General features: G+C 68.4%; 27 protein-coding genes. 8 read left to right on the forward strand and 19 right to left on the reverse strand.

The genetic code is table 11. The features are described from left to right. Window positions 1-2 precede the first annotated feature (2 nt). A complete protein-coding gene (locus tag QNI11_RS06705; protein WP_100927264.1) occupies window positions 3-698 on the reverse strand; it encodes a fumarylacetoacetate hydrolase family protein in 696 nt (231 codons plus the stop codon). Between the two features lie 237 nt (window positions 699-935). On the opposite strand from QNI11_RS06705, the gene QNI11_RS06710 reads away from it, so the two are divergent. Beyond that, window positions 936-1,688, forward strand: a complete 753-nt coding sequence (locus tag QNI11_RS06710; RefSeq protein ID WP_283982822.1) for a hypothetical protein — start codon at window positions 936-938, stop codon at window positions 1,686-1,688. On the opposite strand, the gene QNI11_RS06715 is transcribed toward QNI11_RS06710, so the two are convergent. The 5 genes from QNI11_RS06715 to QNI11_RS06735 form a co-directional block, all read right to left on the reverse strand. Next, on the reverse strand, window positions 1,685-2,344 hold the full coding sequence (locus QNI11_RS06715) for a DUF4336 domain-containing protein (protein WP_283982823.1): 660 nt from the start codon (window positions 2,342-2,344) through the stop codon (window positions 1,685-1,687). The genes QNI11_RS06710 and QNI11_RS06715 overlap by 4 nt on opposite strands. A 150-nt stretch (window positions 2,345-2,494) precedes the next feature. Further along, window positions 2,495-3,265 (reverse strand): ATP-binding cassette domain-containing protein, encoded by a 771-nt coding sequence (locus QNI11_RS06720; protein ID WP_283982824.1) that lies wholly within the window; start codon window positions 3,263-3,265, stop codon window positions 2,495-2,497. Between the two features lie 49 nt (window positions 3,266-3,314). Continuing rightward, window positions 3,315-3,632, reverse strand: coding sequence for a hypothetical protein (locus QNI11_RS06725; RefSeq protein ID WP_283982825.1), 318 nt, complete (start codon window positions 3,630-3,632; stop codon window positions 3,315-3,317). Next, entirely contained in the window at window positions 3,544-4,431 is an 888-nt protein-coding gene (locus QNI11_RS06730; RefSeq protein ID WP_283982826.1) for an ABC transporter permease, read from the reverse strand. Before QNI11_RS06730 ends, QNI11_RS06725 begins: the two co-directional genes overlap by 89 nt. 121 nt (window positions 4,432-4,552) lie before the next feature. Continuing rightward, on the reverse strand, window positions 4,553-5,464 hold the full coding sequence (locus QNI11_RS06735; protein ID WP_283982827.1) for a sugar ABC transporter substrate-binding protein: 912 nt from the start codon (window positions 5,462-5,464) through the stop codon (window positions 4,553-4,555). A 345-nt stretch (window positions 5,465-5,809) separates the two neighbouring features. Here QNI11_RS06735 and QNI11_RS06740 point away from each other — a divergent pair, with 345 nt between their 5' ends. Both QNI11_RS06740 and QNI11_RS06745 read left to right on the forward strand, forming a co-directional pair. Beyond that, window positions 5,810-6,997 (forward strand): pyridoxal phosphate-dependent aminotransferase, encoded by a 1,188-nt coding sequence (locus QNI11_RS06740; protein ID WP_283982828.1) that lies wholly within the window; start codon window positions 5,810-5,812, stop codon window positions 6,995-6,997. A 1-nt stretch (window position 6,998) separates the two neighbouring features. Continuing rightward, window positions 6,999-7,937, forward strand: coding sequence for a 2-hydroxyacid dehydrogenase (locus QNI11_RS06745; RefSeq protein WP_283982829.1), 939 nt, complete (start codon window positions 6,999-7,001; stop codon window positions 7,935-7,937). Between the two features lie 192 nt (window positions 7,938-8,129). Here the strand turns inward: QNI11_RS06745 and QNI11_RS06750 are convergent, their stop codons facing one another. The 6 genes from QNI11_RS06750 to QNI11_RS06775 all read right to left on the reverse strand — a co-directional run bounded on the left by QNI11_RS06750 (window position 8,130) and on the right by QNI11_RS06775 (window position 14,004). Next, entirely contained in the window at window positions 8,130-8,885 is a 756-nt protein-coding gene (locus QNI11_RS06750) for an SDR family NAD(P)-dependent oxidoreductase (protein WP_100927258.1), read from the reverse strand. Between the two features lie 64 nt (window positions 8,886-8,949). Then, window positions 8,950-9,912, reverse strand: coding sequence for a D-erythronate dehydrogenase (denD, locus tag QNI11_RS06755; protein WP_100927257.1), 963 nt, complete (start codon window positions 9,910-9,912; stop codon window positions 8,950-8,952). Continuing rightward, entirely contained in the window at window positions 9,909-10,823 is a 915-nt protein-coding gene (locus QNI11_RS06760; protein ID WP_283982830.1) for a sugar kinase, read from the reverse strand. The genes denD and QNI11_RS06760 overlap by 4 nt, the downstream gene beginning before the upstream one ends. Beyond that, on the reverse strand, window positions 10,820-11,944 hold the full coding sequence (locus tag QNI11_RS06765) for a fumarylacetoacetate hydrolase family protein (protein WP_283982831.1): 1,125 nt from the start codon (window positions 11,942-11,944) through the stop codon (window positions 10,820-10,822). The genes QNI11_RS06760 and QNI11_RS06765 overlap by 4 nt, the downstream gene beginning before the upstream one ends. A gap of 85 nt (window positions 11,945-12,029) precedes the next feature. After that, on the reverse strand, window positions 12,030-13,412 hold the full coding sequence (locus QNI11_RS06770; protein WP_283982832.1) for an FAD-binding oxidoreductase: 1,383 nt from the start codon (window positions 13,410-13,412) through the stop codon (window positions 12,030-12,032). Continuing rightward, window positions 13,405-14,004 carry a LysE family translocator gene (locus QNI11_RS06775; protein ID WP_283982833.1) on the reverse strand — a complete coding sequence of 200 codons (600 nt, stop codon included), beginning with the start codon at window positions 14,002-14,004 and terminating at the stop codon, window positions 13,405-13,407. Before QNI11_RS06775 ends, QNI11_RS06770 begins: the two co-directional genes overlap by 8 nt. A gap of 161 nt (window positions 14,005-14,165) precedes the next feature. Here QNI11_RS06775 and QNI11_RS06780 point away from each other — a divergent pair, with 161 nt between their 5' ends. Next, complete coding sequence (locus QNI11_RS06780) at window positions 14,166-14,927, forward strand: SDR family oxidoreductase (RefSeq protein WP_283982834.1); 762 nt, start codon at window positions 14,166-14,168, stop codon at window positions 14,925-14,927. A gap of 99 nt (window positions 14,928-15,026) precedes the next feature. Further along, entirely contained in the window at window positions 15,027-15,947 is a 921-nt protein-coding gene (locus tag QNI11_RS06785) for an NAD(P)-dependent oxidoreductase (RefSeq protein ID WP_283982835.1), read from the forward strand. Here the strand turns inward: QNI11_RS06785 and QNI11_RS06790 are convergent. Further along, window positions 15,944-16,948, reverse strand: a complete 1,005-nt coding sequence (locus QNI11_RS06790) for a LacI family DNA-binding transcriptional regulator (RefSeq protein ID WP_283982836.1) — start codon at window positions 16,946-16,948, stop codon at window positions 15,944-15,946. The two genes, QNI11_RS06785 and QNI11_RS06790, sit on opposite strands and share 4 nt — an antisense overlap. Window positions 16,949-17,049: 101 nt before the next feature. On the opposite strand from QNI11_RS06790, the gene QNI11_RS06795 reads away from it, so the two are divergent. After that, entirely contained in the window at window positions 17,050-17,940 is an 891-nt protein-coding gene (locus QNI11_RS06795; RefSeq protein ID WP_283982837.1) for a phytanoyl-CoA dioxygenase family protein, read from the forward strand. Window positions 17,941-18,209: 269 nt separating this feature from the next. On the opposite strand, the gene QNI11_RS06800 is transcribed toward QNI11_RS06795, so the two are convergent. Genes QNI11_RS06800 through QNI11_RS06810 form a run of 3 tightly spaced genes read right to left on the reverse strand, consistent with a single transcriptional unit; the run spans window position 18,210 to window position 19,940 of the window. Further along, window positions 18,210-18,674: a GNAT family N-acetyltransferase gene (locus tag QNI11_RS06800; protein ID WP_283982838.1), complete on the reverse strand. Its 465-nt coding sequence runs from the start codon at window positions 18,672-18,674 to the stop codon at window positions 18,210-18,212. A gap of 39 nt (window positions 18,675-18,713) precedes the next feature. Beyond that, window positions 18,714-19,409: an RraA family protein gene (locus QNI11_RS06805; protein WP_283982839.1), complete on the reverse strand. Its 696-nt coding sequence runs from the start codon at window positions 19,407-19,409 to the stop codon at window positions 18,714-18,716. Between the two features lie 3 nt (window positions 19,410-19,412). Further along, a complete protein-coding gene (locus tag QNI11_RS06810) occupies window positions 19,413-19,940 on the reverse strand; it encodes a hypothetical protein (RefSeq protein ID WP_283982840.1) in 528 nt (175 codons plus the stop codon). Window positions 19,941-20,107: 167 nt separating this feature from the next. Between QNI11_RS06810 and QNI11_RS06815 the strand changes: the two genes are divergently transcribed. Continuing rightward, window positions 20,108-21,889: an IlvD/Edd family dehydratase gene (locus tag QNI11_RS06815; RefSeq protein WP_283982841.1), complete on the forward strand. Its 1,782-nt coding sequence runs from the start codon at window positions 20,108-20,110 to the stop codon at window positions 21,887-21,889. A gap of 98 nt (window positions 21,890-21,987) precedes the next feature. Beyond that, window positions 21,988-22,725, forward strand: a complete 738-nt coding sequence (locus tag QNI11_RS06820; RefSeq protein ID WP_100927246.1) for an SDR family oxidoreductase — start codon at window positions 21,988-21,990, stop codon at window positions 22,723-22,725. Window positions 22,726-22,891: 166 nt separating this feature from the next. Here the strand turns inward: QNI11_RS06820 and QNI11_RS06825 are convergent, their stop codons facing one another. Genes QNI11_RS06825 through QNI11_RS06835 form a run of 3 tightly spaced genes read right to left on the reverse strand, consistent with a single transcriptional unit; the run spans window position 22,892 to window position 25,656 of the window. Next, window positions 22,892-23,800: a DMT family transporter gene (locus QNI11_RS06825; RefSeq protein ID WP_283982842.1), complete on the reverse strand. Its 909-nt coding sequence runs from the start codon at window positions 23,798-23,800 to the stop codon at window positions 22,892-22,894. Between the two features lie 43 nt (window positions 23,801-23,843). Continuing rightward, window positions 23,844-24,566 (reverse strand): SDR family oxidoreductase, encoded by a 723-nt coding sequence (locus QNI11_RS06830; protein ID WP_100927244.1) that lies wholly within the window; start codon window positions 24,564-24,566, stop codon window positions 23,844-23,846. Between the two features lie 28 nt (window positions 24,567-24,594). Then, entirely contained in the window at window positions 24,595-25,656 is a 1,062-nt protein-coding gene (locus QNI11_RS06835; protein ID WP_283982843.1) for a Gfo/Idh/MocA family protein, read from the reverse strand. Window positions 25,657-25,750: the final 94 nt, after the last annotated feature.

Raw genomic sequence — 25,750 nt, forward strand, 5'->3', positions numbered from 1 at the left:
CGTCAGCCCCGTGGTCCGATGCCGAAGGTCAGGTCGGGCAGCCCCATGATCGAGACGGTGCAGGTGTCGCCGGAGGTCAGCGCGCCGACGCCCGCGGGCGTGCCCGTCATGATCAGGTCGCCGGGTTTCAGCGTCATGGAGCGGGACAGGATGGAGATCACCTCCGGCACGGTCCAGATCATCTCGGCCAGGTCGCCCTCCTGCCGGACGGTGCCGTTCACGGTGAAGCGGATGCTGCCCTCGGACAGGTGGCCGGTGCGGCTGACGGGGTGCACCGGGCCGATCACGGCGGAGTTGTCGAAGGCCTTCCCGAAGTCCCAGGGGCGGCCCAGCTCTTTCGCGGCGGCCTGCAGGTCGCGCCGGGTGAGGTCGTTGCCCGCGGCATAGCCCCAGATGTGCGAGAGCGCGTCCGCCTCGGCGATGTCGGCGCCACCGGTGCCGAGCGCGACCACGAGCTCTGCCTCGTAATGCAGGTCCTCGGTTTCCGGCGGGTAGGGGATGGTGGCGCCGTGGCCGACGACGGCGTCGGCGGGCTTGGTGAAGAAGAAGGGCGGTTCGCGGTCCGGGTCCTTGCCCATCTCGCGGGCGTGGGCGGCGTAGTTGCGCCCGACGCAGAAGATGCGGCGCACCGGGAAGCGGTCGGCGCTGCCGGCCACCTCGACGGAGGGTTGCGGCTGGGGGTCTATGACGAAGGACATGGTGCGATTCCCGTTCTGGCCGCCCGGCGGGGCCGGGCCTTGCCGGATCAATAGCGCAATCCGCGGGGCAGGTCAGTCATCCGTTTTCGGCGCGGCGCCGGGACGGGGTGGGGGCTGCGCGCTATTTGCCATGGTGCGCGGGCTCTTCGCGGGGCCTGCGGTCTGCCGGCTTGGCAGAGAGGCGCCGCCCGGATTATCCATGACGGGGGCCGAGAGGGGGGAACGCGGGTGCTCGACATGCTTTATCCTGTGCTGTTCGTGGGCGGCACCGTGCTGATCGCCTGGACGGTCTATTTCGCGGTGCGGCTGTTGGCGGGGCAGCGCTTCTCCGACGACACGCAGACGCTGGCGGGATCGGTGATCATCCGCGTCTCGGCGCTGCACGGGCTGATCCTTGCGCTGGTCTTTGCGCAGGAGCTGGTGGATTACACCCAGCTTCAGGGCAACCTGACGGAGGAAGCCACAGCCATCGCCGACATCTGGAACGACGCGGCCCGCTACGGCGAGGATGTCCCGGCACAGGTCCAGCCCGCGCTGACGCGCTACACCCATCTGGTGGTGGAGGAGGAATGGCAGGAGCTGGCCGCCGACCGGGCGCTGAGCGCGGAGGGCTGGCAACTGCGGGAGAAGATCTACCTTGCCGTCCTCGACCTCGAACCCCGCACCGCGCGGGAGGAGGACCTGCGGACGCACATGGTTCACAAGGCGCAGCTGATCGCGGAGCTGCGGCAGGAGCGCCAGAACACGGCGCTGCACGAGGTGAACATGCTGTTCTGGGTTGCGGCGCTGTCGGGGCTGGTGCTGGTGACGGTGCCGTATTTCGTCTTTTCGCCGACGCGGCTGCACCTGATGCTGCTGAGTGTCTACGGCGCGTTCAGCGGGCTGGTGATGTACGTGATCTACGCCTTCTCGGACCCGTTCGAGCAGCCGGGCGCCCTGAGCCCGGTGGCCTTCCAGCAATTGCTGAGGACGGAGATCGGCGGCTCCTAGAGCCAGTCGAAGAGCGCCGCCAGGTCGGGCTGCGGTGTGACCGGCCCGTGTGCCATGGTCATCCGTGTCACCGGCCAGCCCAGCATCACGCGCAGGGCGGCGCGGGCGTCGTCGCGCGGGGCGGTGGCCAGCCGGAACTTTCGCGGCACGCGGGGGGCGGGGGCAGTCATGCCGTCGAGGCGGGCCACGACCGACCGCCACCCGCGATAGCGCCGGGGCGACAGGTGCTGCACGAGGTCGGTGAAGTGGATCGTGCCGGAGGGGCGGTGGAAGGGCACCAGCTCCCGGGCGAGGCGAGTGGGAAACAGGACCATGTCGAAGACGCCCTGCCAGACAGCGGGGGCGGTTTCGACCACCTGCGCGCGTTCGGGCCCCGCGACGCCGGGGGCCGTCCAGACAGCAGCGTCGGGGAAGGCCGTGGCCCAGTCCGCCAGCCAGGTGTCGTGCAGGGCGTTCGGTGCAAGGATGTGGGCCACGGGACCGACGCCGGCCAGTGCGGCGCGCAGGTCGTCGGTCAGGCGGACGGGCGAATGCACCCACAGCCCGCCGTCCGGCAGCCGGGCCACGATCATCCGGGTCGGATAGCTGAACCCCAGCGCCGCCACGACGTCCGGGCCGCCGACGCTCCAGAGATTGTCGTCGAGGCGGTCGAGCATGGGCATCGTCCTGTGTGAGGGGCCGAGAGGGCGTCGCGCGCAGGGGCGGTGGCCATCCGCGCAGGCGCATCGGACCACAGGCGGAAGGGCAAAGCAAACACGAAGGGCGGGACCGTGGCCCCGCCCTTGCGCCTGTCTTCAAAGGATACGTCAGATCGCGGCCAGTTCGCCGGCGAGGTCCTTCATCTCTGTCCCGCCGGCCATCAGGCGGCGGATCTCGTCGTGGGTCAGCTCGCCCTTCTTGCCGGAGCCGATGACTTCGCCCAGGGCGAGGAAGGTGAAGCGGTCGCCCACGAGCTGCGAGTGGATCTCGTTGTGGGTGATGAAGATGATGGCGATGTCGCCGCGCTTCTTCACCCGCATGATCGTCTTCAGCACTTCCATCTGCTGCTTCTGGCCGAGCGCGGAGGTCGGTTCGTCCAGGATCAGCACGCGGGCGCCGAAGTAGATGGCGCGCGCGATGGCGAGGGTCTGGCGCTGGCCGCCGGACATGGTGCCCACGGCCTGCGTCGGATCGGAGAAGTTGATGCCGATCTTGGCCATCTCGTCATGGGCGATCTGGTCCATCTCGGACATGCGCATGGTGCCGAGCGGCCCCTTCAGTTCGCGCCCCATGAAGAAGTTGCGCGTCACCGACATGAGCTGGTTCAGCGCGAGGTCCTGGTAGACCGTGCCGATGCCAGCGGCCGTCGCATCGCGCGGCGAGCGGAAGTTGACCGGCTTGCCCTCGATGTAAAGCTGGCCGGAGGTCGGTTCGTGCACCCCCGCCAGCGTCTTGATGAGGGTGGACTTGCCGGCGCCGTTGTCGCCCAGAAGCGCGTGCACTTCGCCGGGGTAGACCTCGAGGTTGACGCCGTTCAGCGCGGTGAAGGGTCCGAACTTCTTGATGACGTTCTCGACGCGGAGATAGGGTTCGGTCATGTCGCGCACTCCCTGTTCCGGGTCGTCGGTGTCTGGACGGTGACGGTCATCATATCCCCCCCGTGATGCGCTTGCGGATGCGTTCGTTGGCGAAGACCGCGGCCAGCAGGATGGTGCCCACGAAGACGCGGAACCACGACCCGTCGATCCACGGGATGAAGAACACGGCGTTGGCCACGAGCCCCACGGTGATCGCCCCGAAGGCCACACCCAGGATGGAGCCGAAGCCGCCGGTCATCAGCGTGCCGCCGACAACGGCGATGGCGATGGCGAAAAGCTCAAGCAGGTTGCCCTTGGCGGCGTCCGCGGTGTTGGTGTCGAACACCTGGCAGGCGGCGAACATGGTGGCGCAGAAGGCGGTGAACATGAACAGGCCGATCTTCAACCTTGTTGGTGGGAACGCCGTTGGCGCGGGCCGCGTTCTTGTCGTCGCCGGTGGCGTAGATCCAGTTGCCGAGCTGGGTGCGCGACAGGACGAACCACGCCACGCCCGCGATCACCAGCCACCACAGGAAGCGCGCGTCGAAGCCTGTGACCCACTGTTCGCCGCGCCGGTTGAGGTTGCCGCCCAGCATGAACCACGCGTCGTAGAACCAGCCGAAGACCTCGCCGCCGAGGATGTTGGCGAACCAGGAGGTTTCCTTGAAGTCCTGCAGGCCGGAGATCTGCGTCGACTGGTTGATGAGCCGGTAGGAGGCCTCGGTCGCGCCGCGCAGGAAGAACAGGAACGCCAGCGTCACGATGAAGGACGACAGGCCCGACCGGACCACGATCGTGCCGATCACCCAGCCGAGGAAGAGCGCCGCGGTGAGCGCGATCAGGAATGCGGCGACGGGCAGGCCGGGCGGGATGCCCAGCGGCAGGAAGCCGTATTTCAGCACCATGGCCATGATCATCCCTGTGAAGCCGATCATGGAGCCGATGGAAAGGTCGAATTCGCCTGCGATCATCAGGGCGGCGGCGCCGGTGGCGATGATGCCGTACTGTGCGACGATGGCGATGTTGTTCTTGAGGCCGAGCGGATTGAAGGCCTTGAAATCCGATGCGATGGCGAGTGCCACGACGATCACCAGCATCACGCTGAACGCGCCGACTTCGGGCCGCCGGAGCAGTCTCTGAAGCCCGGATTCCCTCACAAGCCTGTCCGCTTCGCTGCGATCAGACATCCTGTCCCCCTTTTTATCGATTGGGTCCCGTCCTCCCGACGGGCAAGGTCTCTTGCAAGAAGGGGGACAGGCGGTTGTCCGTCTGTCCCCCCATTGTCACCTTACAAACAATGCCGGTGCCTCAGCGGTTCACGCCGGCCTGGTCTGCCACGTCGCCTGCGTTCGACGCATCGACGAAGCCCGGGCCGGAGGGCACGTCGGAGCCCGGCAGCATGCCCGCGTTGGTGTTGTAGAGATGCAGGAAGATCACCGGCAGGTAGCCCTGCAGGCGCTGCTGCTGGTCGATGGTGTAGGCGACCTGGCCCGCCTCGATCAGGTTCATCACGCCCGGAGAGAGGTCGAAGCAGGAGAGGTGCACGTCGGCGCCCACTTCCTCGACCGCGGCGGCTGCGGCTTCGCAGACGTGCGGGCCGGTGGCCAGCAGGCCGTCGATCGACTCGTCCGCCTGCAGTGCGGCCGCGGTGCGGGTCTTGATCTGCGCCACGTCGTTCGACACGTCGATCATGTTCAGGTCCATGCCCATCGCGTCGAAGTAGCCCTGGCAACGGTCCGCAAGCGCGGTGTTGTAGGCTTCCTGGTTGAGGCAGAGCGGCTTGGTCACGCCTTCTTCCTTGGCGCGCTCACCGGCGGCCTGGCCCGCGAGCTTCTCGGGCTGGCCGATGTGCATCAGCGCGCCCACTTCCTTCGACGCCTCGAGGCCGGAGTTGATCGTGATGACCGGGATGCCGGAATCCACCGCACCCTTGATCGCGCCGCCAAGCGCATCGGCGTCGGGCAGCGAGACGATGATGCCGTCGGGCTGGGTCGCGGCGGCCGCCTCGATCAGCTTGGCCATCGCGGACATGTCGCCGGATGCGTCGTAGTTGTATTCCAGTTCGGCGCCCACGGCGGCGGCGGCGTCCTTGCCACCCTTCTCGACGACCGGCCAGAACGGGTCGGTGCCCTGGGTGTGGGTGATCATGACGTAACGCTCGGCGAATGCCGGTGCGGCAAGTGCCACAACGGCGGTGGCCGTGAGCAGGATCTTCTTCATGGATGTCTCCTCCAACTGTTGTCCGGCCCCTTGGCGGGCCGTGTTGACCGTCCTCGCCCTCCCATGGCGGAACGGAACATCGGGACGTTAGCAGCGCCGCGACAACCTGTCACCCGCGCTGTGCTATCGCTAACGACTGGGGGACGCCACGGCAAGCCGTGCCGGGCCGCGCCGTGATAGATTCTTGCAAACCTGATGGAATTACAGCTAGCCCGTGATGAAATCCATCACGGGTGCGGGCACGTCCGCAGGCCGGGCGCCGCCGGGCCGAGAGGCTTTCAAACCCCGGCAAACCGGTATACCAGATTTCCGAGCGGCCGCGAGGCGATGGCCGGGGGAGGACACATGGCGCAACTGACGCTTGCCGCGGGGATGTCGCGGCTCGGAACTGAATCGGCTTTCGTGGTGCTGGCACGCGCGGGTGCGCTGGCCGCCCAGGGGCGTGACATCATCAACCTCGGGATCGGCCAGCCCGATTTCCGCACGCCCGACCACATCGTCGAGGCGGCGGTGAAGGCGTTGCACGACGGCGCCCATGGCTACACCCCGGCCAACGGCCTGCCGCAGCTCCGCTCGGCGGTGGCCGCCGATCTCGACAGGCGCCACGGCGTCGAGGTGAACCCCGATCACGTGGTCGTCGTGCCGGGCGGCAAGCCCACCATGTTCTTCGCCGTCCTGATGTTCGGCGAACCGGGGGCCGAGATCATCTATCCCAACCCCGGCTTCCCGATCTACGAGTCGGTCATCCGGTACAGCGGCGCCAAGGCCGTGCCGATGGCCCTGAAGGAAGAGAACGGCTTTGCCTTCTCAGCCGAGGAGGTGCTGGCCCAGATCACGCCCGCGACCCGGCTGATCATCATCAACTCGCCCGCGAACCCGACCGGCGGTGTCACGCCGAAGGAAGAGGTCGACAAGCTGGTTGCCGGTCTGGCAGAACACCCGCACGTCGCGATCCTGTCGGACGAGATTTACTCGACAATGCTCTACGGCGGGCGCGAGCACGTCTCGCTGCTGCAATACCCGGAGATCCGCGACCGGCTGATCGTGCTCGACGGCTGGTCGAAGCGCTACGCCATGACCGGCTGGCGGCTGGGCTACGCGGTCTGGCCGGAACAGCTGGTGGAGCATGTCACCCGGCTCTGCGTCAACGACCACTCGTGCGTGAACGCCGCGACGCAGTTCGCCGGCATTGCCGCGCTGGAAGGCCCGCAGGACGGGGTCGCCGCGATGAACGAGGCCTTCGACACCCGCCGCAAGGTGATCGTCGACGGGCTGAACGCGCTGCCGGGGGTGCGCTGCGCCGACGCGGCGGGCGCGTTCTACGCCTTCCCCAATATCGAGGGGACAGGTCTTTCCGCCATGGAGGCGCAGACGCTGTTCCTTGAGGAAGGAGGCGTGGCCACGGTCGCCGGCACCTCCTTCGGCGCCTACGGAGAGGGCTACCTGCGCTTCTCCTACGCCAATTCGACCGAGAACATAGAAGAGGCCCTGCGCCGCATCCGCGGCTTGCTGGAGGCCAGAAAGGAAAAATAACATGACCAATCTGCTGATCGTCGGCAACGCATTCACCGAGGAAGAGCGCGGGCGTCTCGCCGGTGCCCATGCCGCCGCCTTCGTTTCCTCCCCCGAGGACATCGCCGGGATGGACACCACGCTCCGGACGGAAGTGCGGGCGGTGGCCTTCAAGGGCCACACCCCCTTCGGTCCGGAGGCGATGGACGCCCTGCCGAACCTCGGCCTGATCGCGAACTTCGGCGTGGGCTACGACGCCATCGACGTGGACGCGGCCTCGGCCCGCAGCGTCGCGGTGACGAACACGCCCGACGTGCTGAACGACGATGTGGCAGACCTGGCGGTGGGCATGATGCTGGCCTTCTCGCGCGACATGGTGCGCGGCCACGCGCTGACCATCTCGGGCGGATGGGCGCAGCAGTCGCTGCCGCTGAACCGCAAGATGTCGGGCGGCACCGTGGGCATCGTGGGTCTGGGCCGCATCGGGCGCGAGATCGCGGACCGTCTGGCGGCCTTCAAGATGGACATCCACTACTTCGCCCGTTCCGAGAAGGAGACCCCGGGCTGGACCTACCACTCCGACGTGGTCTCTCTTGCCGGTGCGGTGGACTGGCTGGTGATCGCGCTGGTCGGCGGCGAGGAGACCCGCAACTTCGTCGGTGCGGAGGCGCTCGAGGCGCTGGGGTCCGAGGGCGTGGTGGTCAACATCTCGCGCGGCACCACGGTGGACGAGGGCGCGCTTCTCGACGCGCTGGAGAAACGCCAGCTGCGCGGCGCGGCGCTCGACGTCTTCCTGAACGAACCCGACATCGACCCGCGCTTCCGCAAGCTGAAGAACGTGCACCTGCAGCCGCACCAGGGCTCCGGCACGGTGGAAACCCGCCGCGCCATGGCCGAGCTGCAACTGGCCAACGTCACCGCCTTCCTCGAAGGCAAGGATCTCGTCACGCCGGTCAACTGACCGCTCTGCCGGGCGGCGCCCGAAACGGCCGCCGCCCGGCCAGGCCCGCGACAGCGGGGCGCGGACCGTCAACCGCCCGGCACAACCCCCTCTACCGAGAGTACGACCTCCACCTTCATCTTGGCGGAAAATACCTCCGGGGGTGAATTGGCCGTCAGGCCAAGAGGGGGGCGGCGCCCCCCCCCCCGCGCCTCACACGGACCCGGCCTCGACGAAGAAGTTGCTGGCCGTACACATGGCGGAATCGTCAGACGCGAGGAACAGCACCATCCGGGCGAGGTAGACCGGCTCGATCAGGTCGGGCAGGCACTGGCCCTTGAGGTGTTCGTCCAGCTTTTCCGGCGTGGCCCAGAGCTCCTTCTGGCGCTCCGTCATGACCCAGCCGGGCACCACGGCGTTCACCCGGATGCGGTGCTTGCCGAACTCCTTGGCCGAGGACCGCGTCAGCCCGTGCACGGCGGACTTCGCGGCCGTGTAGGCGGGCATGCCGGTGGATTTCTCCCACCAGGAATTCGACCCCATGTTGATGATCGACCCGCCGCCGGCCTCGATCATGCCCGGCACCACCGCCTGGATGGCAAAGAACATGTGCCGGAAGTTGGTGGCAAAGCGTTCGTCCCAGTACTCGGGCGTCACGTCTTCCCAGCCGTGGCGGTCGTCGCGGGCGGCGTTGTTGACCAGCACGGTCGGCGCGCCGATGCGGTCGGCGATCCGGGCAAAGGCCGCGCGGAGCTGGTCGATGTCGCGCAGGTCGCAGGGTTCGAAAGCCAGCTCGCCCTCGGTATCGGCGACCAGCGCCTCGGCGGTCTTCTCGTCGAAATCGACGAAACCCACGCGCGCGCCCTGCGCGGCGAAGGCCTTCACGATCTCGGCGCCGATGCCGGAGGCGCCGCCGGTGACGAGGACGGACTTGCCTTTCAGGCTCGGATAGATGGCAAAATCGGGCATGTGCACTCCTTTCGGGGTGTGGTGGTCCTGTGGCGTTGGTGAGCTTCGTGGATCGTGCGCCGGGTCAGCGCACGATGTCCTCTTCCAGGAAGTAACGGATGTTGTCCTCGAAGCTGTCGTCGGCCTTCAGGCCCAGGCGCTCGGCCTTCTGCGGGCGGACGTCGAGCCGCCAGCCCTTGAGGATATGCGCGATCTCGGGCTGTTCCTCCCAGCGGATCAGCTTGGCCGGCTCGGGCCCGGCGACGGCGGTCATCGCGTCGATCATCTGGCGGATGGTCCAGACCCGGCCCGGCATGGTCATGGTCGGGCAGAGCCCGAGGTCCTCGGCCGGGATCTCGGCGCCGGTCACGAGGTTCAGCGCGCATTGCTTCGGCGAGAGGTAGAAATGCGGAAATGCCTCGTCGACCGGGCAGACCGCTTCCTGGCCCTGCAGCGGCTCGCGGAAGATCGACGACATGAAGGACGAGGCCGCGCGGTTGGCCTTGCCGGGCCGGACGGAGATCGTCGGCAGCCGGAAACCGCGCCCGTCGATGAAGCCGCGCCGGGTGTAGTCGTTGACGAGCAGTTCGCCGATGGCCTTCTGCGCGCCGTAGCTGATCTGCGGGTTGAGCGCGGAGTGGTCGTGGAACGGCTGCGGCACCTCGCCGCCGAAGACGGCGATGGAGGAGGTGAAGACCAGAACGGGCTTCGTCCCGAGGGCGCGGCAGCGCTCCAGCACGTTCAGCGTGCCGAACATGTTGACCTTGTAGCCGAAGTCGAAGTCCTCCTCGGCATGGGCCGAAACGACGGCGGCGAGCAGGTAGATGACGTCGGTCTCTTCGGTGATGATCTTCGCGACGGAGGCCGGATCGGTGATGTCGCATTGCGCGGTCTCGACCGGGAAGGGCGCGTCGACCGTCTCGGCCTCGCCGATGTCGGCCAGCGTCAGTTTGCTGATGTCCTTGCCGCGCAGGGTGCCCTTGTCCGCGAGGGCGCGTGCGAGTTTTCTGGCGACGACACCCGCGCCGCCGATGATGAGGATGTTCATGTCTCGTCTCCCGTGAAGATGGCCGGCGCAAGCGCGCCGCGATATTGGATGACCCGCGAGGCGAGGTCCGCCGCGCGGTGGGCCGCCTCGGCCGCGGATGCCCCTTCGGCCCGCGCGCAGAGGAAGCCCGCGGCAAAGCTGTCGCCTGCCGCAGTGCTGTCCACGACCTGCTCGACGCGGGGCGGGGCGATTTCGGCGCTGCCTTCGGAGGACGCCCATGCGGTCACCGCCGCGCCGCCGTTCTTGACCGCGACACAGGTGGCGCCGCCATTGGCATAGCGGGCAATGGTGTCCTCGGGCGTCTTGTCGTCGAAGACGGTCTGTTCCTCGTCGAAGGAGGGCAGCACGGTGTCGGCGACGGAGGCGCCGAGCGTCAGGCCGTCGCGCATGGCGTCGGTCCCTTCCCAGAGGCGGGGCCGGAGGTTGGTGTCGAAGCTGATGTGCGCGCCTTCGGCCCGCGCGGTGGCAAGCGCGTCGCGGAAGGTGCGGCGCGCCTCGGGGGGCAGGATCGCCAGCGTGATGCCGGAGAAATGGATATTGTCGCGGCCCTTCAGCATGTCCGCCAGCCGCGCCGGATCGTCGGCCAGCGTCTTTGCCGCCGACTGGCCGCGCCAGTAGGAAAAGCTCCGCTCGCCGTCCTTCAGCGAGATCATGTAGAGCCCGACGGTGCGGTCGGGGTGGCGGGCCAGCGCGTCGGTCGACAGCCCTTCGCCGGCGATGAAGCGGGCCATGTCCTCGGACACCGCATCCTCGCCGATCACCGTGCCGTAGCTGACCGTCCAGCCGGGCGGCAGCAGGCGGCGGGCGTACCATGCGGTGTTGAACGTGTCCCCGGCAAAGCCCTGCCGCAGCAGCCCTTCGCCCGCGGGCGCCAGTTCGACCATGATTTCTCCGATGGAGAGGAAGTTCACAGAAGCCCCCTTTGTGCGAGGTTGCGCATCAGGGCCGCCACGCCGAAGGTCCAGGGCGCACAGTCGGTGGAAAGCCGCACGGTGTTGGTCAGCGCGCCGAGCTTCGGCTCGGCGATGGTCACCACGTCGCCCACCTTGTGGGTGAAGCCCTGGCCCTTGGTGTCGCGGTCCTCGGTCGGCGCGAAGAGCGTGCCGAGGTAGAGGAAGAAGCCGTCGGGGTACTGGTGGTGCTTGCCGATGGTCTGCCCGACGATGGAGGCGGGCGGGCGCGAGATCTTCGACATCGACGAACTGCCGTTGAGCGTGTAGCCGTCCTCGCCCTCGACCGTCAGGGTGAGTTCGGCGGATTCGACATCCGCCATGCCGTAGGTCTCGTCGAAGAGCCGCAGGAAGGGCCCGACGGAGGCGGAGGCGTTGTTGTCCTTGGCCTTGCCCAGAAGCAGCGCGGAACGGCCCTCGACGTCGCGCAGGTTGACGTCGTTGCCCAGCGTGGCGCCGACGATGTCGCCCTTCGACGTGACGGCCAGCACGACCTCCGGTTCGGGGTTGTTCCAGCGCGACATGGGGTGCAGGCCCACGTCGGCGCCATGGCCCACGGCGGCGAGGGTGGGGCACTTGGTGAAGACCTCCGCGTCCGGGCCGATGCCGACCTCGAGGTATTGCGACCAGAGGCCCTCGGCCTGCAGGACCTTCTTGACCTCCGCCGCCTTCTCGGAGCCGGGCACGAGGCCCGCGAGGCTGTCGCCGATGATCCGGCCGACCCGGGTGCGGATCGCTTCCGCCCGGTCGGGATCGCCGGCGGCCTGCTCCTCGATCACCCGTTCGACCATGGACTGGGCGAAGGTGACGCCAGAGGCCTTGACCACCTGCAGGTCGCAGGGGGCGAGCAGTTCCAGGCCGCCGGTGCCCATGTCGGCGAGGGTGGCGAAGCTCTCGCCCTCTGCCGCGCGGACATGGGCCAGAGGGTCGTCGAGTTCGAGCAGGTCGCGCATCGTCGGCGCGGTCTTCGAGGTGATGTCCACCAGCGTGTCGCCGTCGAGGCGGGCGATGCAGGGGCCTGTGCCGGGGCGCTGGACGCGGGCGAGGAAGGTGCCTTTGGGGTCGGGGTTTCTCAGTGTCATCAGTCGTCTTTCCGTGGCAGAGGACTTTTCTTCGAAAAGTCCTGAAGGGGCAGAGTTTTCGTCCGAAAACTCAGGGTGTCGCATGTCAGGCGGGCGGGAGCAACTTGCCGGGGTTCAGGATGCCCCCGGGGTCGAGCGCCTGCTTGATGGCGCGCATGAAGGGGACGGCAGGGCCGTGTTCCGCGGTCATGAAATCCTGCTTGCCGATGCCGATGCCGTGTTCGCCGCTGACCGTGCCGCGCAGGCGCAGCGCCATCTCTCCCAGCGCGTGGGTGTAGTCATGGGCGCGCGCCATCTCGGCCGGGTTTTCGGGATCGACGGAGAGGCCAACGTGGAAGTTGCCGTCGCCGACGTGGCCGACGATGGTGGCCGTCAGCCCGATCTCGGCGGCGCGGGTCTGCGCCCATGTCACCGCCTCCGCCAGTTTCGAGATCGGCACGCAGGTGTCGGTGGGCCAGATGTGGCGGCCTTCGCCGAGCGCGGCCGATGCGTAATGCGCGCTGTGGCGCATGGCCCAGAGCGCGTTGCGGTCCTCGGCCTTCACGGCGTCCTTCCAGCCCGAGGCGCCGAAGTCGGCGGCGATCTCGCGGAAGGCGGCGGACTGTTCGGCCACGCCGGCCTCCGAGCCGTGGAATTCGAGGAAGAGGTGCGGTTCCTCCGGCAGGTCGGCCTGGGCGTAGCGGTTGAAGCCGCGCACCATCATGTGGTCCAGCAGTTCGATGCGCGCCATGGGCAGGCCGGACTGGATCGTCAGGATCACGCAGTTCACCGCGTCCTCGACGGACGGGAAGCGGCAGGTGGCGGCGGCGACGGATTCGGGCAGGCCGTGCAGACGGAGCGTGAGCTCGGTGATGATGCCCAGCGTGCCCTCCGACCCGATCAGCAGGTGCGTGAGGTCGTAGCCGGTGGCGGACTTGCGCGCCTCCGACCCGGTGCGGATGATCGTGCCGTCCGCCATCACCGCCTCGAGCGCGAGGATGTTCTCCCGGATGGTGCCGTAGCGCACGGCGGTGGTGCCGGAGGCCCGGGTGGCGGCCATGCCGCCCAGCGAGGCATCGGCGCCGGGATCGACGGAGAAGAAGAGCCCGGTGTCGCGCAGGTCCTCGTTCAGGCGCTTGCGGGTCAGGCCCGGCTGCGCGGTGCAGAGCAGGTCCTCGGCAGACACCGAAAGCAGCCGGTTCATCCGCGCGAAGTCGAGGCTGATGCCGCCCTGGACCGCGAGGTGCTGGCCTTCCAGCGAACTGGCGGCGCCGTAGGGGGTGACGGGCGTGCCGGTGTCGGCGCAGATCTTCACGATCTCCGAGACCTCGGCGGTCGTCTCCGGGTAGGCCACGGCGTCGGGCGGGGTGTTGGGGTAGTAGGTCTCGTTCTGGCCGTGCAGGCGGCGGTCGGCCTCCGAGGTGACGAGCCGGTCGCCGAGCAGGGCGGTGAGACGGGTGAGGGCGTGGGTGTGCAATGTGTCAGGCATTCTTCAGGCCGGAATAGAGGGCAAGGGCGACAACCAGCAGCATGGAGGTGGCCATCGCGATGTTGATGATCCGCTGACTGCGGTCGGAGAGGTTGAGGCGGTGCAGCGACGCCCCGGCGAAGAGCCAGCCGAGGTGGATCGGAATCCAGATCGTGTTGACGATCAGGAGCTTGGCCACGGTCTCGAACACGAGATTGTCGGGGGCGAAGGGAAAGCCGGCGAAGAGCGTGGTGTTGACGGCATAGGCCTTCGGGTTGATCGCCTGCAGCAGGATGCCGGCGCCTACGGCGGGCGGGGCCTTGGCCTCGATGAAGGCGAGGCGCGAGCCCGCGAAGGCGATGCGCGAGGCGAGGAACAGGAGATATCCGATGGAAGCCACCATGAGCACCCAGCGGATCACCGGCACCGACAGCACGATGGCCGCGACGCCGGAGATCACCGCCAGCGCCACGAGGTTCGTCCCGATGAACAGGCCGATCAGATAGCGCAGCCCGGCGCGGAAGCCGTAGGCGGCGCCCAGCCCGGCGGTCGAGAGCACGCCGGGTCCGGGTGTCACGATCAGGAAGAAGACGGCGGCGGCGAAGGTCAGCATCGCGCGCCTGTCGTGTGTGGCATGTGGTCCTCCGGTGACCATCGCGAGCGGGGCGTCTTCGCGCACCTCGGGTTGCATCGCTTCGCGGATGGTATACCATTTGGAACAAAGCGGCTGGGCGCAGGGATGTCAACGCGCGAAGACAGACCGCCGGGAGGAACATGGGACTTTTCGACTTGTCGGGCCGGAGGGCGCTTGTCACGGGCGCCTCCATGGGGATCGGTTTCGCACTGGCGCGCGGGCTGGCGCAGGCGGGCGCATCGCTCGTGCTGAACGCGCGGGGCGTGAAGAAACTGGAGGCGGCGGCAGATGTGCTGCGCGGCGAGGGGGCGGAGGTCGAGGTGCTGCCCTTCGACGTGACGGACGCGGCGGCGGCGCGGGAGGCGGTCGACGGATTCGAGGCCGGAACGGGCGCCATCGACATCCTGATCAACAATGCCGGCATGCAGCACCGCGCGCCGCTGGAGGAGTTCCCGCCGGAGATCTTCGACCGGCTGATGCGGACCAACGTGGCCTCGGCCTTCTACGTGGGGCAGGCCTGCGCGCGGCACATGATCGGGCGCGGCGCGGGGCGGATCGTCAACATCGCCTCGGTCCAGACCCTGCAGGCGCGGCCGGGCATCGCGCCCTACACAGCCTCGAAGGGGGCGGTGGCGAACCTGACGAAGGGCATGTCGACCGACTGGGCGCCCAAGGGGCTGAACGTCAACGCCATCGCGCCGGGTTATTTCGACACGCCGCTGAACAAGGCGCTGGTGGAGAACCCGGAGTTCTGCCGCTGGCTTGAGGAGCGCACGCCGCAGGGCCGCTGGGGCAGGGTGGAGGAGCTGGCAGGCGCCTGCGTGTTCCTCTGCTCGGACGCGGCGAGTTTCGTGAACGGCCACGTCCTGTACGTGGACGGGGGGATCACCGCGCGGCTGTAACGGATCGCGGGGCTGGCGGACGGCACTGTTTGCTGACGCAAAGGCGCCCGCCCGCCAGCCCGCAGGCGCAGAAATTTCAGCGACATGGGAGGAATGGATATGTCGGACAAGGCAAAGGTCGGCTTCATCGGGCTGGGCTACATGGGGCACGGGATGGCCAAGAACATCCTTCAGAACGGCCATCCGATGATGGTCAAGGGCAACCGCAACCGCACGCCGGTGGAGAGCCTCGTGGGCATGGGCGCGACCGAGGCGGCAAGCCCGCGCGAGATGGCGGAACAGTGCGACATCGTCCACATCTGCCTGTCGAACTCGCCGCAGGTGGAATCGGTCTTCCGCGGCGAGGACGGGCTGCTGGCAGGGGCGCGCGAAGGGCTGATCGTGGTGGATTGCACCACGGCCGACCCGACCTCCACCATGGTACTGGCGGCGGAACTGGCCGAGAAGGGCGGGCATTTCGTCGATGCGCCGCTGGGCAGGACCCCGAAGGAAGCCGAGGAAGGCACGCTCGACGCGATGGTGGGCGCGGACGAGGCGGTCTTTGACCGCGTGCTGCCGGTGATCGAGTGCTGGGCAGGCAACATCAACCGCGTGGGCGGTGTCGGCGCCGGCCACAAGATGAAGCTCCTGATGAACACCATCTCGATGGGCTACGCCGCGCTTTATGCGGAGGTCACGGTGCTGGGCGCCAAGGCGGGCATCCCGCCGAAGATGGTGCAGAAGGTCATCGGGTCCTCGCGGCTGGGCAACGGCTTCTTCGACACCTTCATGCGCTGCGTCGTCGACGGGGAGCGCGAGGTTCACAAGTTCTCCATCGCCAACGCGTCGAAGGACCTGAAGTATGCGGGTTCGATGGCGGCGGAGGCCGACGTGATGACCCTGATGCTGGGCGCCGCGCGGCAGTACTTCGTCCATGCGGAGGCCATCGGCCATGCGCAGGATTACGTGCCTTGGCTGGCCGACCATGTGGCACGGCTGAACGGGGTCGAGATGGCGGAGGAAGCGGCGAAGGGCCGCTAGGCCGTCCCGCGCAGCATCAGCGTGTAGCCCAGATCGACGGTGCGGCGGGGGATGTCCTCGCCGGCCGTGGCCTCTAGGATCATCGCGGCGGCGGTGCGCCCGATGGTGTCGCCGTCGACCCGCACCGTGGTCAGGCCGATGCCCGATGCCCCGGCAAAGTCGGTGTCGCCGAAGCCCGTCAGCGCAAGCCTCTGCGGCACCGGAAGGCCGCGGCGCATCGCCTCGCACCAGGCGCCGAGCGCCAGCGTGTCCGACACGCAGACCACTGCGTCGGTGTCGGGCCAGCGGTCGAGGATCTGCGCCAGCCCCTGCGCGCCATAGTCCGGGCCGGTGAGGCCGGGATCGGGGGGCACGGCAAGGATGCGCGGCTCTGCCACCACGTCCAGATAGCCCTGCTGGCGCATCTCCGCCCGGGTGTCGGCGGGACGGTCGGTGCGCAGGAAGGCGATACTTTCGCGGCCCTTGTCCGCGAGGTGACGGGTCATGTCACGGCTCGCCGCCCGGTTGGAAAACCCCACGGCGGCAAAGACCGGATCCTCCGGCAGCTCCCAGAGTTCGAACACCGGCAGGCCCGCCCCGTCCAGCAGGCGCCGCGCCTCTGGCGTGTGCAGCGAACTGGTCAGCACCAGCGCGTCGGGGCGGCGGCCCAGCAGGGTGGCGATCAGCGCGGCCTCCGTCTCGGGCGCGTAGCCCGTGCTGGCGAGCAGAAGTTGCAGGCCGCCGTCGCGCAGGCCTTCCTCCAGCCCGCGAATGGTGGTGGCAAAGACCGACTGTTCCAGCGTCGAGACGAGCGCGCCGACGATGCGTGAACGCTGCGAGGACAGGGCGCCGGCGGTTTCGTCCCGGACGTAGCCCAGGTCCCGGACCGCCGTCATGACGCGGGTCAGCGTGTCGGGGCTGACCTTGCCGGGGGTGCGCAGGGCGCGGCTGACGGTGATCTTGCCCACGCCCGCTTGGCGCGCCACATCGCCCATCGTCACCCATTTCCGTTGTTCCGTCATGCCTGTCCCGTCCGCGTTTGACACCCTTGCTGTAGCGATGGTACCGATACCATGCAACGGTGGTATCGGTACCATCGAGTCGGACGCAGGGAGGAGCGCGGATGCTGACGGAGGCACAGAAAGCGTTTTACGCCGAGAACGGATACCTGAAGGTCGAAGCCGTGCTGACGGCGGAGGAGCTGTCCCGGGCGCAGTCCATCGTCACCAACTGGATCGAAGGATCGCGAAGCGTGACGGAGAGCGACGAGCTCTACGATCTCGACAAGGGGCATTCGACAGACACGCCGCGCCTGACCCGGGTGAAGCTGCCCCACCGGAACGATCCGTTCTTCTGGCAGCTCTTGACGGCGTCGCGGGTGACGGAGGTGCTGAACGATCTGCTCGGCCCGTCGACGATCATCAACACGTCGAAGCTGAACTGCAAGGCGCCGGGCGGCGGGGCGGCGGTGGAATGGCACCAGGACTGGGCCTTCTACCCCGCGACCAATGACGACCTTCTGGCCTTCGGCGTGCTGCTGGAGGACATGGACGAGGAGAACGGGCCGCTGATGGTGATCCCGGGCTCGCACCGCGGACCGGTGCTGTCGCACCACCACGACGGGTATTTCTGCGGGGCGGTGTCGCCGGACGATCCGGACTTCGATCTGTCGAAGGCGGTGACGCTGACCGGGAAGGCGGGCGACATGACGGTGCACCACGTCCGCGCGCTGCACGGTTCGGCCCCGAACCGGTCCGACCGGGCGCGCAAGATCCTGTTCTACGAATGCGCCAGTGCCGATGCCTGGCCGCTTCTGGGCGCGTCGAGCTACATCCACGGGCTGGGCCAGCGCGGCTTCTGGGCGGACCTGCAGGAGCGGATCATCACCGGCGAGCCTTGTTTCACGCCAAGGCTGGAGCAGGTGCCGGTGCGGATGCCGCTGCCGCCCGCGAAGGACAACACCTCGATCTTCCGGACACAGATGTCGGGCGGCATGAAGAGCGCCTTTGCCTGACGGCTGCGGCGGGGCGGCGCGAAGCCCCGCCCTACAGGCTGTCGCGAGACGTGGCGTCTGGTGGCTTTGAGCCTAGGGACGCGATTGGGCTGTGAAGAACCGCAGGGGACGCCGATATTTTTCCGCTTTCCGCGAGTGTCCGGCGACAGCTGATCCGGCGGTGGAGCAGTTTGCGTGCACGCTCTTAGAAATCAGATGCTGCGGCGGTTGCGCTGGTCGGCAGGGCCGCCGCAGCCGGTTCATGACCTGACGGAGCGGACCCGGACGTTTCAGGACGTGGCCCGCGCCTGCCATGCATAGATCGTGTCGAGCGCGTCGGAAGACACGATCTCGAACCCGCACCGCTTGTAGAAGTCATTGGCAGGGCTGCCGTTCAGCGCCATCAGGCGGATCGGCAGCCCTTCGGCCCTGGCCAGTGCCTGCAGGTCCGAGACGACGCGCCAACCCAGTCCGCGGCCCTGTCGGGACGGCGTGACATAGAGGTGGTCGAGGTAGAGGTGATCCTTCCGCCGCCGCACGACGAAGAAGCCGGCGATCTCATCCCCGCATTCGATCACCGTTGTGTCCGCCGGATCGAAGCCCTTCAGGAACCGTTCGCGGGCGCGCTCCGGCGAGAAGCGCCCGATGGCCTCGAGGCTCGGGCGCATTGCCGCGACGCGGATGTCGGCGAGGGTATCGGCTTCGGCCCCGGTCGCGGGGCGGAAGCGGCAGGGCATGTGCGGGTCGTGGGGCAAGGGCGGCCTCTCCGGATCGGCGGGCCGCCCGCGCGGCCCCTACACCTTCTTCGCGCGACCGTCTGCCAGCATGGCGTCGATGTCCAGCGGGGTGCAGAAGCCGTCCTTCACCTTGACCTCAAGCTCCTTCTCCATCTGCGCGACCGCCTTTGCCTTGGCGATCACCGCGTCGATCCGGGCGTAGGGGATGACCACGACGCCGTTGCGGTCGGCCACGATGATGTCGCCCGTCGCCACCTGGCGTCCGCCGACAACGGCCGTGCCGCCGAGGGTGCCGGGGCCGTTGGCATAGGGCGAGTTCGGGTTCAGGCCGGTGCACCAGCAGGGCAGGCCGGTGGCGCGGATGCCGTCGAAGTCGCGCATCGGCCCGTCGGTGACGAAGGCCGCGGCGCCCGCGTTCTTCAGCATGCCGGACAACTGGTCGCCGATGGTGGCGCAGCCGCCGTGGCCATGTGCGGCATGGACCACCACGTCGCCCGGCGTCAGAAGATTGACGGCGGCGAGGGTCGCCATGATGTCCATCGGCCCGCTGTCGGCCACCAGGGCGCGGCCCACCACGTGGCGGTCAAGCTCTTCCCCGAGGCCCAGCGGCGCGATGGCTGTGGACATGGCGGCGATCCCGCCCATCGCGTCGCAGATGAAGGCGGTCTCCACCCCCTTCAGCGCGGCGATCTGCTCCGGCGTCGGGGTGGGCGCGCCTTCGACGATGGTCAGGACGGGCGGTTCTTCGATCATGGGTCAGTCTCCTTGGGCCGGGCCGTCCGGCGGTGTCAGGTCTTGGTCGTCTGGCGCCACGCGCCACAGCAGGCGGATGTAGGCGAGGCCGGAGGCGGTCGCCTCGCAGCGGGTCTTCTGCAGGGCGAGGGTCTCTGCGGGCGTGTCGTCGAGCCGCCCCAGCTCCTCCAGCCGGTCGCATTGCAGGAGGCCGGAGAGCAGGTCGTACTTGGCCTCGACACGGGCGCGCAGGGCGAGCGGTTCGGGCGCCGTATCGTCGAGCAGGGTCAGCCGTGCCGCCGTGGCCTCCGCCAGCTGGCGGCGCGCCTCGTCATAGCAGAGCGTGGCCAGCGCCGGGGCGTCGGCAGGCAGGCTGCCGCAGCCCGCCAGCGTCGGGCCGATGCAGATGTCGGGGGCGGCTTTGCGCGCCTGAGCCTCGGCCACGCATCCGGCCACGGCCGCGGTGTCGATGGCCGGTGTCAGGGGCTCCTCTGCCCAAGCGGGCAGGGCAGCAAGCCACGCCACGGCGAGCATGGGCAGCGCACGGTTCATGATGTCCTCCCTCGGGCGCGCACAGGGCGGCGGCCCTCTCCGGGTGGCATAGCACGGGGGCGGGCCGATCTTGTCAAGGGCGGTGCTTGCATTTGGTATACCAAATGGCGAGGATGCCGCGAAGCCCGCGCCGGGAATCGCCCGAAACGGGGAAGGGAGGGAAGAGTATGTCAGACACACGCGCGAAGAAGCGTTTCCGCAGCCAGGAGTGGTTCGACAATCCGAACAACCCGGGCATGACCGCACTTTACGTGGAGCGCTACCAGAACAGCACTTACACGCGCGAAGAGCTGATGTCCGACCGCCCGGTGATCGGGATCGCCAACACAGGCAGCGACATCGCGCCCTGCAACAAGATCCACGTCTTCCTGATGGACCGGATCAAGGCGGGCATCCGCGAGGCGGGCGGCATTCCGATGGAATTCCCCGTCCACCCGATCCAGGAGACCGGCAAGCGCCCGACCGCGGCGCTGGACCGCAATCTAGCGTACCTGAGCCTCGTGGAGGTGCTGCATGGCTATCCGATCGACGGCGTCGTGCTGACCACCGGCTGCGACAAGACCACGCCTGCGCAGCTTATGGGTGCGGCGACCGTGGACATCCCGGCCATTGCCCTGAACGGCGGTCCGATGCTGGACGGCTGGTGGAAGGGCAAGCGCGCCGGGTCGGGCGCCATCGTCTGGGAATCGCGCCGCCTGCTGGCCGAAGGAAAGATCGACTACGAGGAGTTCATGGGGCGCGTCTGTTCCTCGGCGCCGTCGCTGGGGCACTGCAACACCATGGGCACCGCCTCGACCATGAACGCCATGGCGGAGGCGCTCGGCATGACGCTGACCGGGTCCTCGGCGATCCCCGCGCCGTTCCGCGAACGGATGGCCATGGCCTACGAGACCGGCAAGCGCATCGTGCAGATGGTGCTCGACGACCTGAAACCGTCCGACATCCTGACGCGCGAGGCCTTCGAAAACGCGATCATCGTCAACGCGGCCATCGGCGGGTCGACGAACGCGCCGCCGCACCTGCAGGCAGTCGCCCGCCATGCAGGGGTGGAACTGAACGTGAAGGACTGGGAGACGGTCGGTTTCGACGTGCCGCTTCTGGTGAACATGCAGCCCGCCGGTGAATACCTCGGGGAGAGCTTCTTCCGCGCGGGCGGCGTGCCTGCCGTCATGGGCGAACTGATGAAGGCCGGGCGCCTGCACGAGGGCGCGATGACCGCCACGGGCAACACCATGGGCGTGAACCTCGCCGGGGTGGAAAGCGTCGACCTCGACGTGATCCGCACCTATGCAGAGCCGCTGCGGACCAACGCGGGCTTTAAGGTGCTGACCGGCAACCTGTTCGACAGCGCGCTGATGAAGACATCGGTGATCTCGCCGGACTTCCGCAAGCGGTTCCTGTCGACGCCGGGCGAGGAGGGCACCTACGAGGCCCGGGCCGTGGTCTTCGAAGGGCCGGAGGATTACCACGACCGGATCAACGACGCCTCGCTGGAGATCGACGAGCATTCGATCCTGTTCATCCGCGGCGTGGGCTGCGTGGGCTATCCCGGCTCGGCCGAGGTGGTGAACATGCAACCGCCGGACGCGCTCATCAAGGCGGGGATCAACCACCTGCCGACGGTGGGCGACGGGCGGCAGTCGGGCACTTCTGAAAGCCCGTCGATCCTGAACGCCTCTCCCGAGGCGGTGGTCGGCGGCGGGCTCGCCTACCTGAAGACCGGCGACCGGGTACGGCTGGACCTCAACGCCTCGCGCATGGATGCGCTGGTGGACGAGGCGGAGTGGCAGGCCCGCATCGACGCCTGGGTGGCACCGGAGATCCATCACCAGACGCCGTGGCAGGAGATTTACCGCACGCACGTCGGGCAACTGGCCGAGGGCGGCTGCCTCGAACTGGCGACGGCCTACCAGAAGATCCGCAGGGACCTGCCCCGCGACAACCACTGAGACCGGGCGGGCGCGATCCGGGAAGGACCGGGGGCAGGGCCCCCCGGCGCGCCCTCCGGCATTTCCAAGGCTCGAAGAAACACGGGGGAGAGGCTCACATGAGCAAGACGATCATCATCACCGGCGGCGCGCGCGGCATCGGCAAGGCCTGCGCGCAGGTCTTTCTGGATGCAGGCTGGCGCGTGGGCATCGTGGGCCGCACGCCCGAAACGGTGGCCGAGATGGCCGACAGCCACGAGAACGCGCTGGCCTTGCCCTGCGACGTGGTGGACGAGGCGCAGGTGGATACCGCCTTCGACAAGGCGATGGCCGAATGGGGCCGCATCGACGCGCTGTTCAACAACGCGGGCGTGTCCGTCATGGGCGGCCCGGTGGACGAGATCAGCGTTGACGACTGGCGCAAGTGTATCGACATCAACGTGACCGGCTCGTTCATCTGCGCGCGTGCGGCGTTTGGCCGGATGCGCAGGCAGGACCCGATGGGCGGTCGGATCATCAACAACGGTTCGGTCTCGGCCTATGTGCCGCGCTGGGGATCGGCGCCCTACACCGCGTCGAAGCACGCGATCACCGGGCTGACGCGGTCGCTTTCGCTGGACGGGCGGCCCTACAACATCGCCTGCGGGCAGATCGACATCGGCAACGCGCTGACCGACATGGCCGAGAAGATGACCAAGGGCGTGCCGCAGGCCGACGGCTCCATCGAGGTCGAGCCGGTGATGGACGTGGCGCATGTGGCGTCGTCGGTGCTGCACATGGCGTCGCTGCCGCTGGAGGCGAACGTCCAGTTCATGACGGTCATGGCCTCCGCGATGCCCTACATCGGGCGCGGCTGAGCTTTTCCGGGCGGGCGGGGCATCCCCGCCGTGTCACGTCATGGAAGACAACGGATCACTGGGCCGTTCGGGTGTATGCCCGGGCGGCCCTGCCGTTTCAGGGTCATGCAACTCGCTCGTATCCGGCACTCACGGGCGTGGCAGGCCCAACCGGGAGCGGACGCGTCTACCGCTGCGCCGGCACGGGCCTGCGGACACGGCCGCGCACCACCCGCTCCCGCTGCCAGATATAAAGCCCCGAGGCGATGATGATCGCCCCGCCGCCCAGCGTCCATACGGTCGGCAGGGTGTCGAACAGCGCCCAGCCCGCGAAGGCGGCCATGAAGATCTGCACGTAGACCACCGGCGCGAGGATCGAGGCATCTGCCAGCCGATGGCCCGCCGTCGCCGCAATGTGCCCCGTGGCCCCGAAACACCCGATCAGCACGAAGGGCACCCACGCCCAGCCCGAGGGCCAGGTCCAGCCCTGCAGCACGAAGGGCATCAGGCACAGAGCGGCGACTCCCGAGGACCAGAGCTGCTGCGTCGCGTTGGCCTCCACGTCCGACAGCATCCGCGTCAGGATGAAGTAGAAGGCGGCACAGACCAGCGCGCCGAGCGACAGGAACATGGCGGGGTGGAAATCCGCGCCCCAGGGTTGCATCACCACCAGCACGCCCGCAAAGCCGCAGCAGACCGCCACGATCCGCCTCAGGCCCACCTTCTCGCCCAGCAGCGGGATCGCCAGCAGCGTGATGGCGATGGGGCCCGCGAACATGATCGTCGTGGTGACGGTGATCGGCAGGAACTGCAGGGCCGAGAAGTTCAGCACCGTCGATCCCAGCAGGAAGAGCGAGCGCAGCAACTGCTTGAACGGCGCATGGCTCCGGAAGGCGGACGGATCGCGCAGGCCGAACAGCAGGACCGCGACAAGGAAATGCCCGGTGTAGCGGGCAAAGACCACCTGCAGCGCAGGCAGCCCCGCGATGATCAGAAGCTTCGCGGAACTGTCGATGCAGGTGAAGAAGGCCACCGCCAGCACCATCAGCAGCACACCCGTTCGTGTGCGGTCCTCGCGCGGTTTCACCTCCGACATCCTCGGTCCTCTCGCTTCAGGGGGCGGGTTCAGCGCGCCGGTGTCAGGCCGCCGCCCAGCCGCCGTCGATCACATGCGCCTGGCCGGTGGTGAAGGCGCTTTCGTCCGAGCCCAGGTAGATCGCCAGGTGCGCGATCTCCTCCGCGGTGCCGATCCGGCCCATGGGCTGGCGCGCCTCGAAGGCCTTGCGTGCCTCCTCGTAATCGCCCATCGCCCGGAGCCGGTCGTGCAGGGAGGGGCTGTCGACCGTGCCCGGACAGATGCAGTTCACCCGGATGCCCTGCTTGACGTAATCGACCGCGACGGATTTGGTCAGCCCGATCACCGCCGCCTTCGACATGCCGTAGATGCAGCGGTTGGGCGCCGCCACGATGGAGGACGCCACGGAGGCGATGTTGACGATGGACCCGCCGCCGCGCGAGATCATCCCCGGCAGCGCAGCCTGCATTGCATGGAACTGGCTGCGGACATTGAGTGCGATGGCGAAGTCGAATTCGTCGTCGGTGGCGTCGAGCAGCGGGCCCGCGTGCACGAAGCCCGCGCAGTTCACCAGCACGTCCGGTGCCGCCGCCTCGATGGCCGCGCGCACCGCCGCCTTGTCGGTCACGTCCAGCGCCGCCGTCTCGCAGCCGAGGCCCTCCATCAGCCCGGCCTTCAGGTCCGTGGCCACGACGGTGGCGCCCTCGCGCAGGTAGCCCTCGGCGATGGCGCGGCCGATGCCCTGTCCGGCGGCGGTGATGAAGGCGCGTTTGCCCTGCAGTCTCATGGTTGTCCTCCCGTATGGTCGCCGGGGCTCATACCCCGGTGTAATGTCCCGGCACGTCGCGTGGCGTCAGGGGCCGTCCCTCGCGGGCCGACAGCGCGCAGGCCAGCGTCATCTCCATCGCCGCGATCCCGTCCGCGGCAGTGCAAAGCACGTCATCCTCGCCGCCCGCGACGACGGCCGCAAACCGCTCGATCTGCGCCAGCAGCGGGTCGATCCGGTCAAAGCGCGCGCCGTCGGTCCGCGCCAGCGGTTTCGACCACTCGATCTCCCCCGGCCCGGAGCGCCCCCAGCGGGTCAGCGACGGAAAGGCCAGCGCCCCCTCGGTGCCCGTCACGCGCAGGTAATCCTCGCCCGATCCGGCAATCGCCGGGTTCTCGGACGATGCGCTCTCGAACGACCAGGGCGAGGCGCCCGCGTCCGAGATCAGGAAGGACCCCAGCGCGCCGTTGCCGAACCGGAAGGCCAGCGCGGCGGTGTCCTCGATCTCGAACCCCCGCCGGGCAGAGGAGAGCAGGGCCGTCACCTCCGTCATCTCGCCGATCAGGAACCGCAGGAGGTCGATCTCGTGCGTCATGTTGGTCAGCAGCGGCCCGGCCCCGGGCTTCCGCCGCCAGTCGGCGTCGTAATAGCTGTCGTGCTTGCGCAGGGACCAGAAACCCTGCACGCCCACCAGCGGGCCGATGGCCGACAGCGCCTCTCGTCCCGCGATGGAGAACGGATGGCAGCGCCGGTGATGCCCGGTGAAAAGCGGCAGGTCCGCCGCCTCCGCCGCATCCCGCAGGGCGCGTGCGTCGTCGAGCGTGCCGGCCAGCGGCTTCTCCGCGATCACCGCCCAGCCCCGCGACAGGCAGGCAAGGGTGGAGGCATGGTGATCCTGCGTCGGCGTCGCCACGACGGCGGCGCGCACCCGCTCCGGCACCTCGTCCAGCGCGGCCACCATGGGCAGCCCCTTCGCCGCCAGCGCCTCGCGCAGGGGGGCATGCGGCTCCACCACGGCCACAAGGTCGATCATCTCCGACAGGCCCGCCACCTCGATATGGCGCTGCCCGATGGAGCCGGCGCCTACCACGCACAACGGCAAACGTGTCATGAAATCGTCCTCTCGTTCCGTCTTCCGGGCAACGGCAGCCAAAGCGCCCCTGCCTTCATCTTGGTGAAAATACCTCGGGGGTGCGGGGGCAGCG

The sequence above is a fragment of the Sagittula sp. MA-2 genome (genome assembly GCF_030126985.1).
GTDB lineage: Bacteria > Pseudomonadota > Alphaproteobacteria > Rhodobacterales > Rhodobacteraceae > Sagittula.

What these genes read in the sequence shown, in the direction of transcription:
- QNI11_RS06705 (WP_100927264.1), bottom strand. Translation starts at nt 698, where the DNA reads ATGTCCTTCGTCATAGACCCCCAGCCGCAACCCTCCGTCGAGGTGGCC.
- QNI11_RS06710 (WP_283982822.1), top strand. Translation starts at nt 936, where the DNA reads ATGCTTTATCCTGTGCTGTTCGTGGGCGGCACCGTGCTGATCGCCTGG.
- QNI11_RS06715 (WP_283982823.1), bottom strand. Translation starts at nt 2,344, where the DNA reads ATGCTCGACCGCCTCGACGACAATCTCTGGAGCGTCGGCGGCCCGGAC.
- QNI11_RS06720 (WP_283982824.1), bottom strand. Translation starts at nt 3,265, where the DNA reads ATGACCGAACCCTATCTCCGCGTCGAGAACGTCATCAAGAAGTTCGGA.
- QNI11_RS06725 (WP_283982825.1), bottom strand. Translation starts at nt 3,632, where the DNA reads ATGTTCACCGCCTTCTGCGCCACCATGTTCGCCGCCTGCCAGGTGTTC.
- QNI11_RS06730 (WP_283982826.1), bottom strand. Translation starts at nt 4,431, where the DNA reads ATGTCTGATCGCAGCGAAGCGGACAGGCTTGTGAGGGAATCCGGGCTT.
- QNI11_RS06735 (WP_283982827.1), bottom strand. Translation starts at nt 5,464, where the DNA reads ATGAAGAAGATCCTGCTCACGGCCACCGCCGTTGTGGCACTTGCCGCA.
- QNI11_RS06740 (WP_283982828.1), top strand. Translation starts at nt 5,810, where the DNA reads ATGGCGCAACTGACGCTTGCCGCGGGGATGTCGCGGCTCGGAACTGAA.
- QNI11_RS06745 (WP_283982829.1), top strand. Translation starts at nt 6,999, where the DNA reads ATGACCAATCTGCTGATCGTCGGCAACGCATTCACCGAGGAAGAGCGC.
- QNI11_RS06750 (WP_100927258.1), bottom strand. Translation starts at nt 8,885, where the DNA reads ATGCCCGATTTTGCCATCTATCCGAGCCTGAAAGGCAAGTCCGTCCTC.
- denD (WP_100927257.1), bottom strand. Translation starts at nt 9,912, where the DNA reads ATGAACATCCTCATCATCGGCGGCGCGGGTGTCGTCGCCAGAAAACTC.
- QNI11_RS06765 (WP_283982831.1), bottom strand. Translation starts at nt 11,944, where the DNA reads ATGACACTGAGAAACCCCGACCCCAAAGGCACCTTCCTCGCCCGCGTC.
- QNI11_RS06770 (WP_283982832.1), bottom strand. Translation starts at nt 13,412, where the DNA reads ATGCCTGACACATTGCACACCCACGCCCTCACCCGTCTCACCGCCCTG.
- QNI11_RS06775 (WP_283982833.1), bottom strand. Translation starts at nt 14,004, where the DNA reads ATGCTGACCTTCGCCGCCGCCGTCTTCTTCCTGATCGTGACACCCGGA.
- QNI11_RS06780 (WP_283982834.1), top strand. Translation starts at nt 14,166, where the DNA reads ATGGGACTTTTCGACTTGTCGGGCCGGAGGGCGCTTGTCACGGGCGCC.
- QNI11_RS06785 (WP_283982835.1), top strand. Translation starts at nt 15,027, where the DNA reads ATGTCGGACAAGGCAAAGGTCGGCTTCATCGGGCTGGGCTACATGGGG.
- QNI11_RS06790 (WP_283982836.1), bottom strand. Translation starts at nt 16,948, where the DNA reads ATGACGGAACAACGGAAATGGGTGACGATGGGCGATGTGGCGCGCCAA.
- QNI11_RS06795 (WP_283982837.1), top strand. Translation starts at nt 17,050, where the DNA reads ATGCTGACGGAGGCACAGAAAGCGTTTTACGCCGAGAACGGATACCTG.
- QNI11_RS06805 (WP_283982839.1), bottom strand. Translation starts at nt 19,409, where the DNA reads ATGATCGAAGAACCGCCCGTCCTGACCATCGTCGAAGGCGCGCCCACC.
- QNI11_RS06810 (WP_283982840.1), bottom strand. Translation starts at nt 19,940, where the DNA reads ATGAACCGTGCGCTGCCCATGCTCGCCGTGGCGTGGCTTGCTGCCCTG.
- QNI11_RS06815 (WP_283982841.1), top strand. Translation starts at nt 20,108, where the DNA reads ATGTCAGACACACGCGCGAAGAAGCGTTTCCGCAGCCAGGAGTGGTTC.
- QNI11_RS06820 (WP_100927246.1), top strand. Translation starts at nt 21,988, where the DNA reads ATGAGCAAGACGATCATCATCACCGGCGGCGCGCGCGGCATCGGCAAG.
- QNI11_RS06825 (WP_283982842.1), bottom strand. Translation starts at nt 23,800, where the DNA reads ATGTCGGAGGTGAAACCGCGCGAGGACCGCACACGAACGGGTGTGCTG.
- QNI11_RS06830 (WP_100927244.1), bottom strand. Translation starts at nt 24,566, where the DNA reads ATGAGACTGCAGGGCAAACGCGCCTTCATCACCGCCGCCGGACAGGGC.
- QNI11_RS06835 (WP_283982843.1), bottom strand. Translation starts at nt 25,656, where the DNA reads ATGACACGTTTGCCGTTGTGCGTGGTAGGCGCCGGCTCCATCGGGCAG.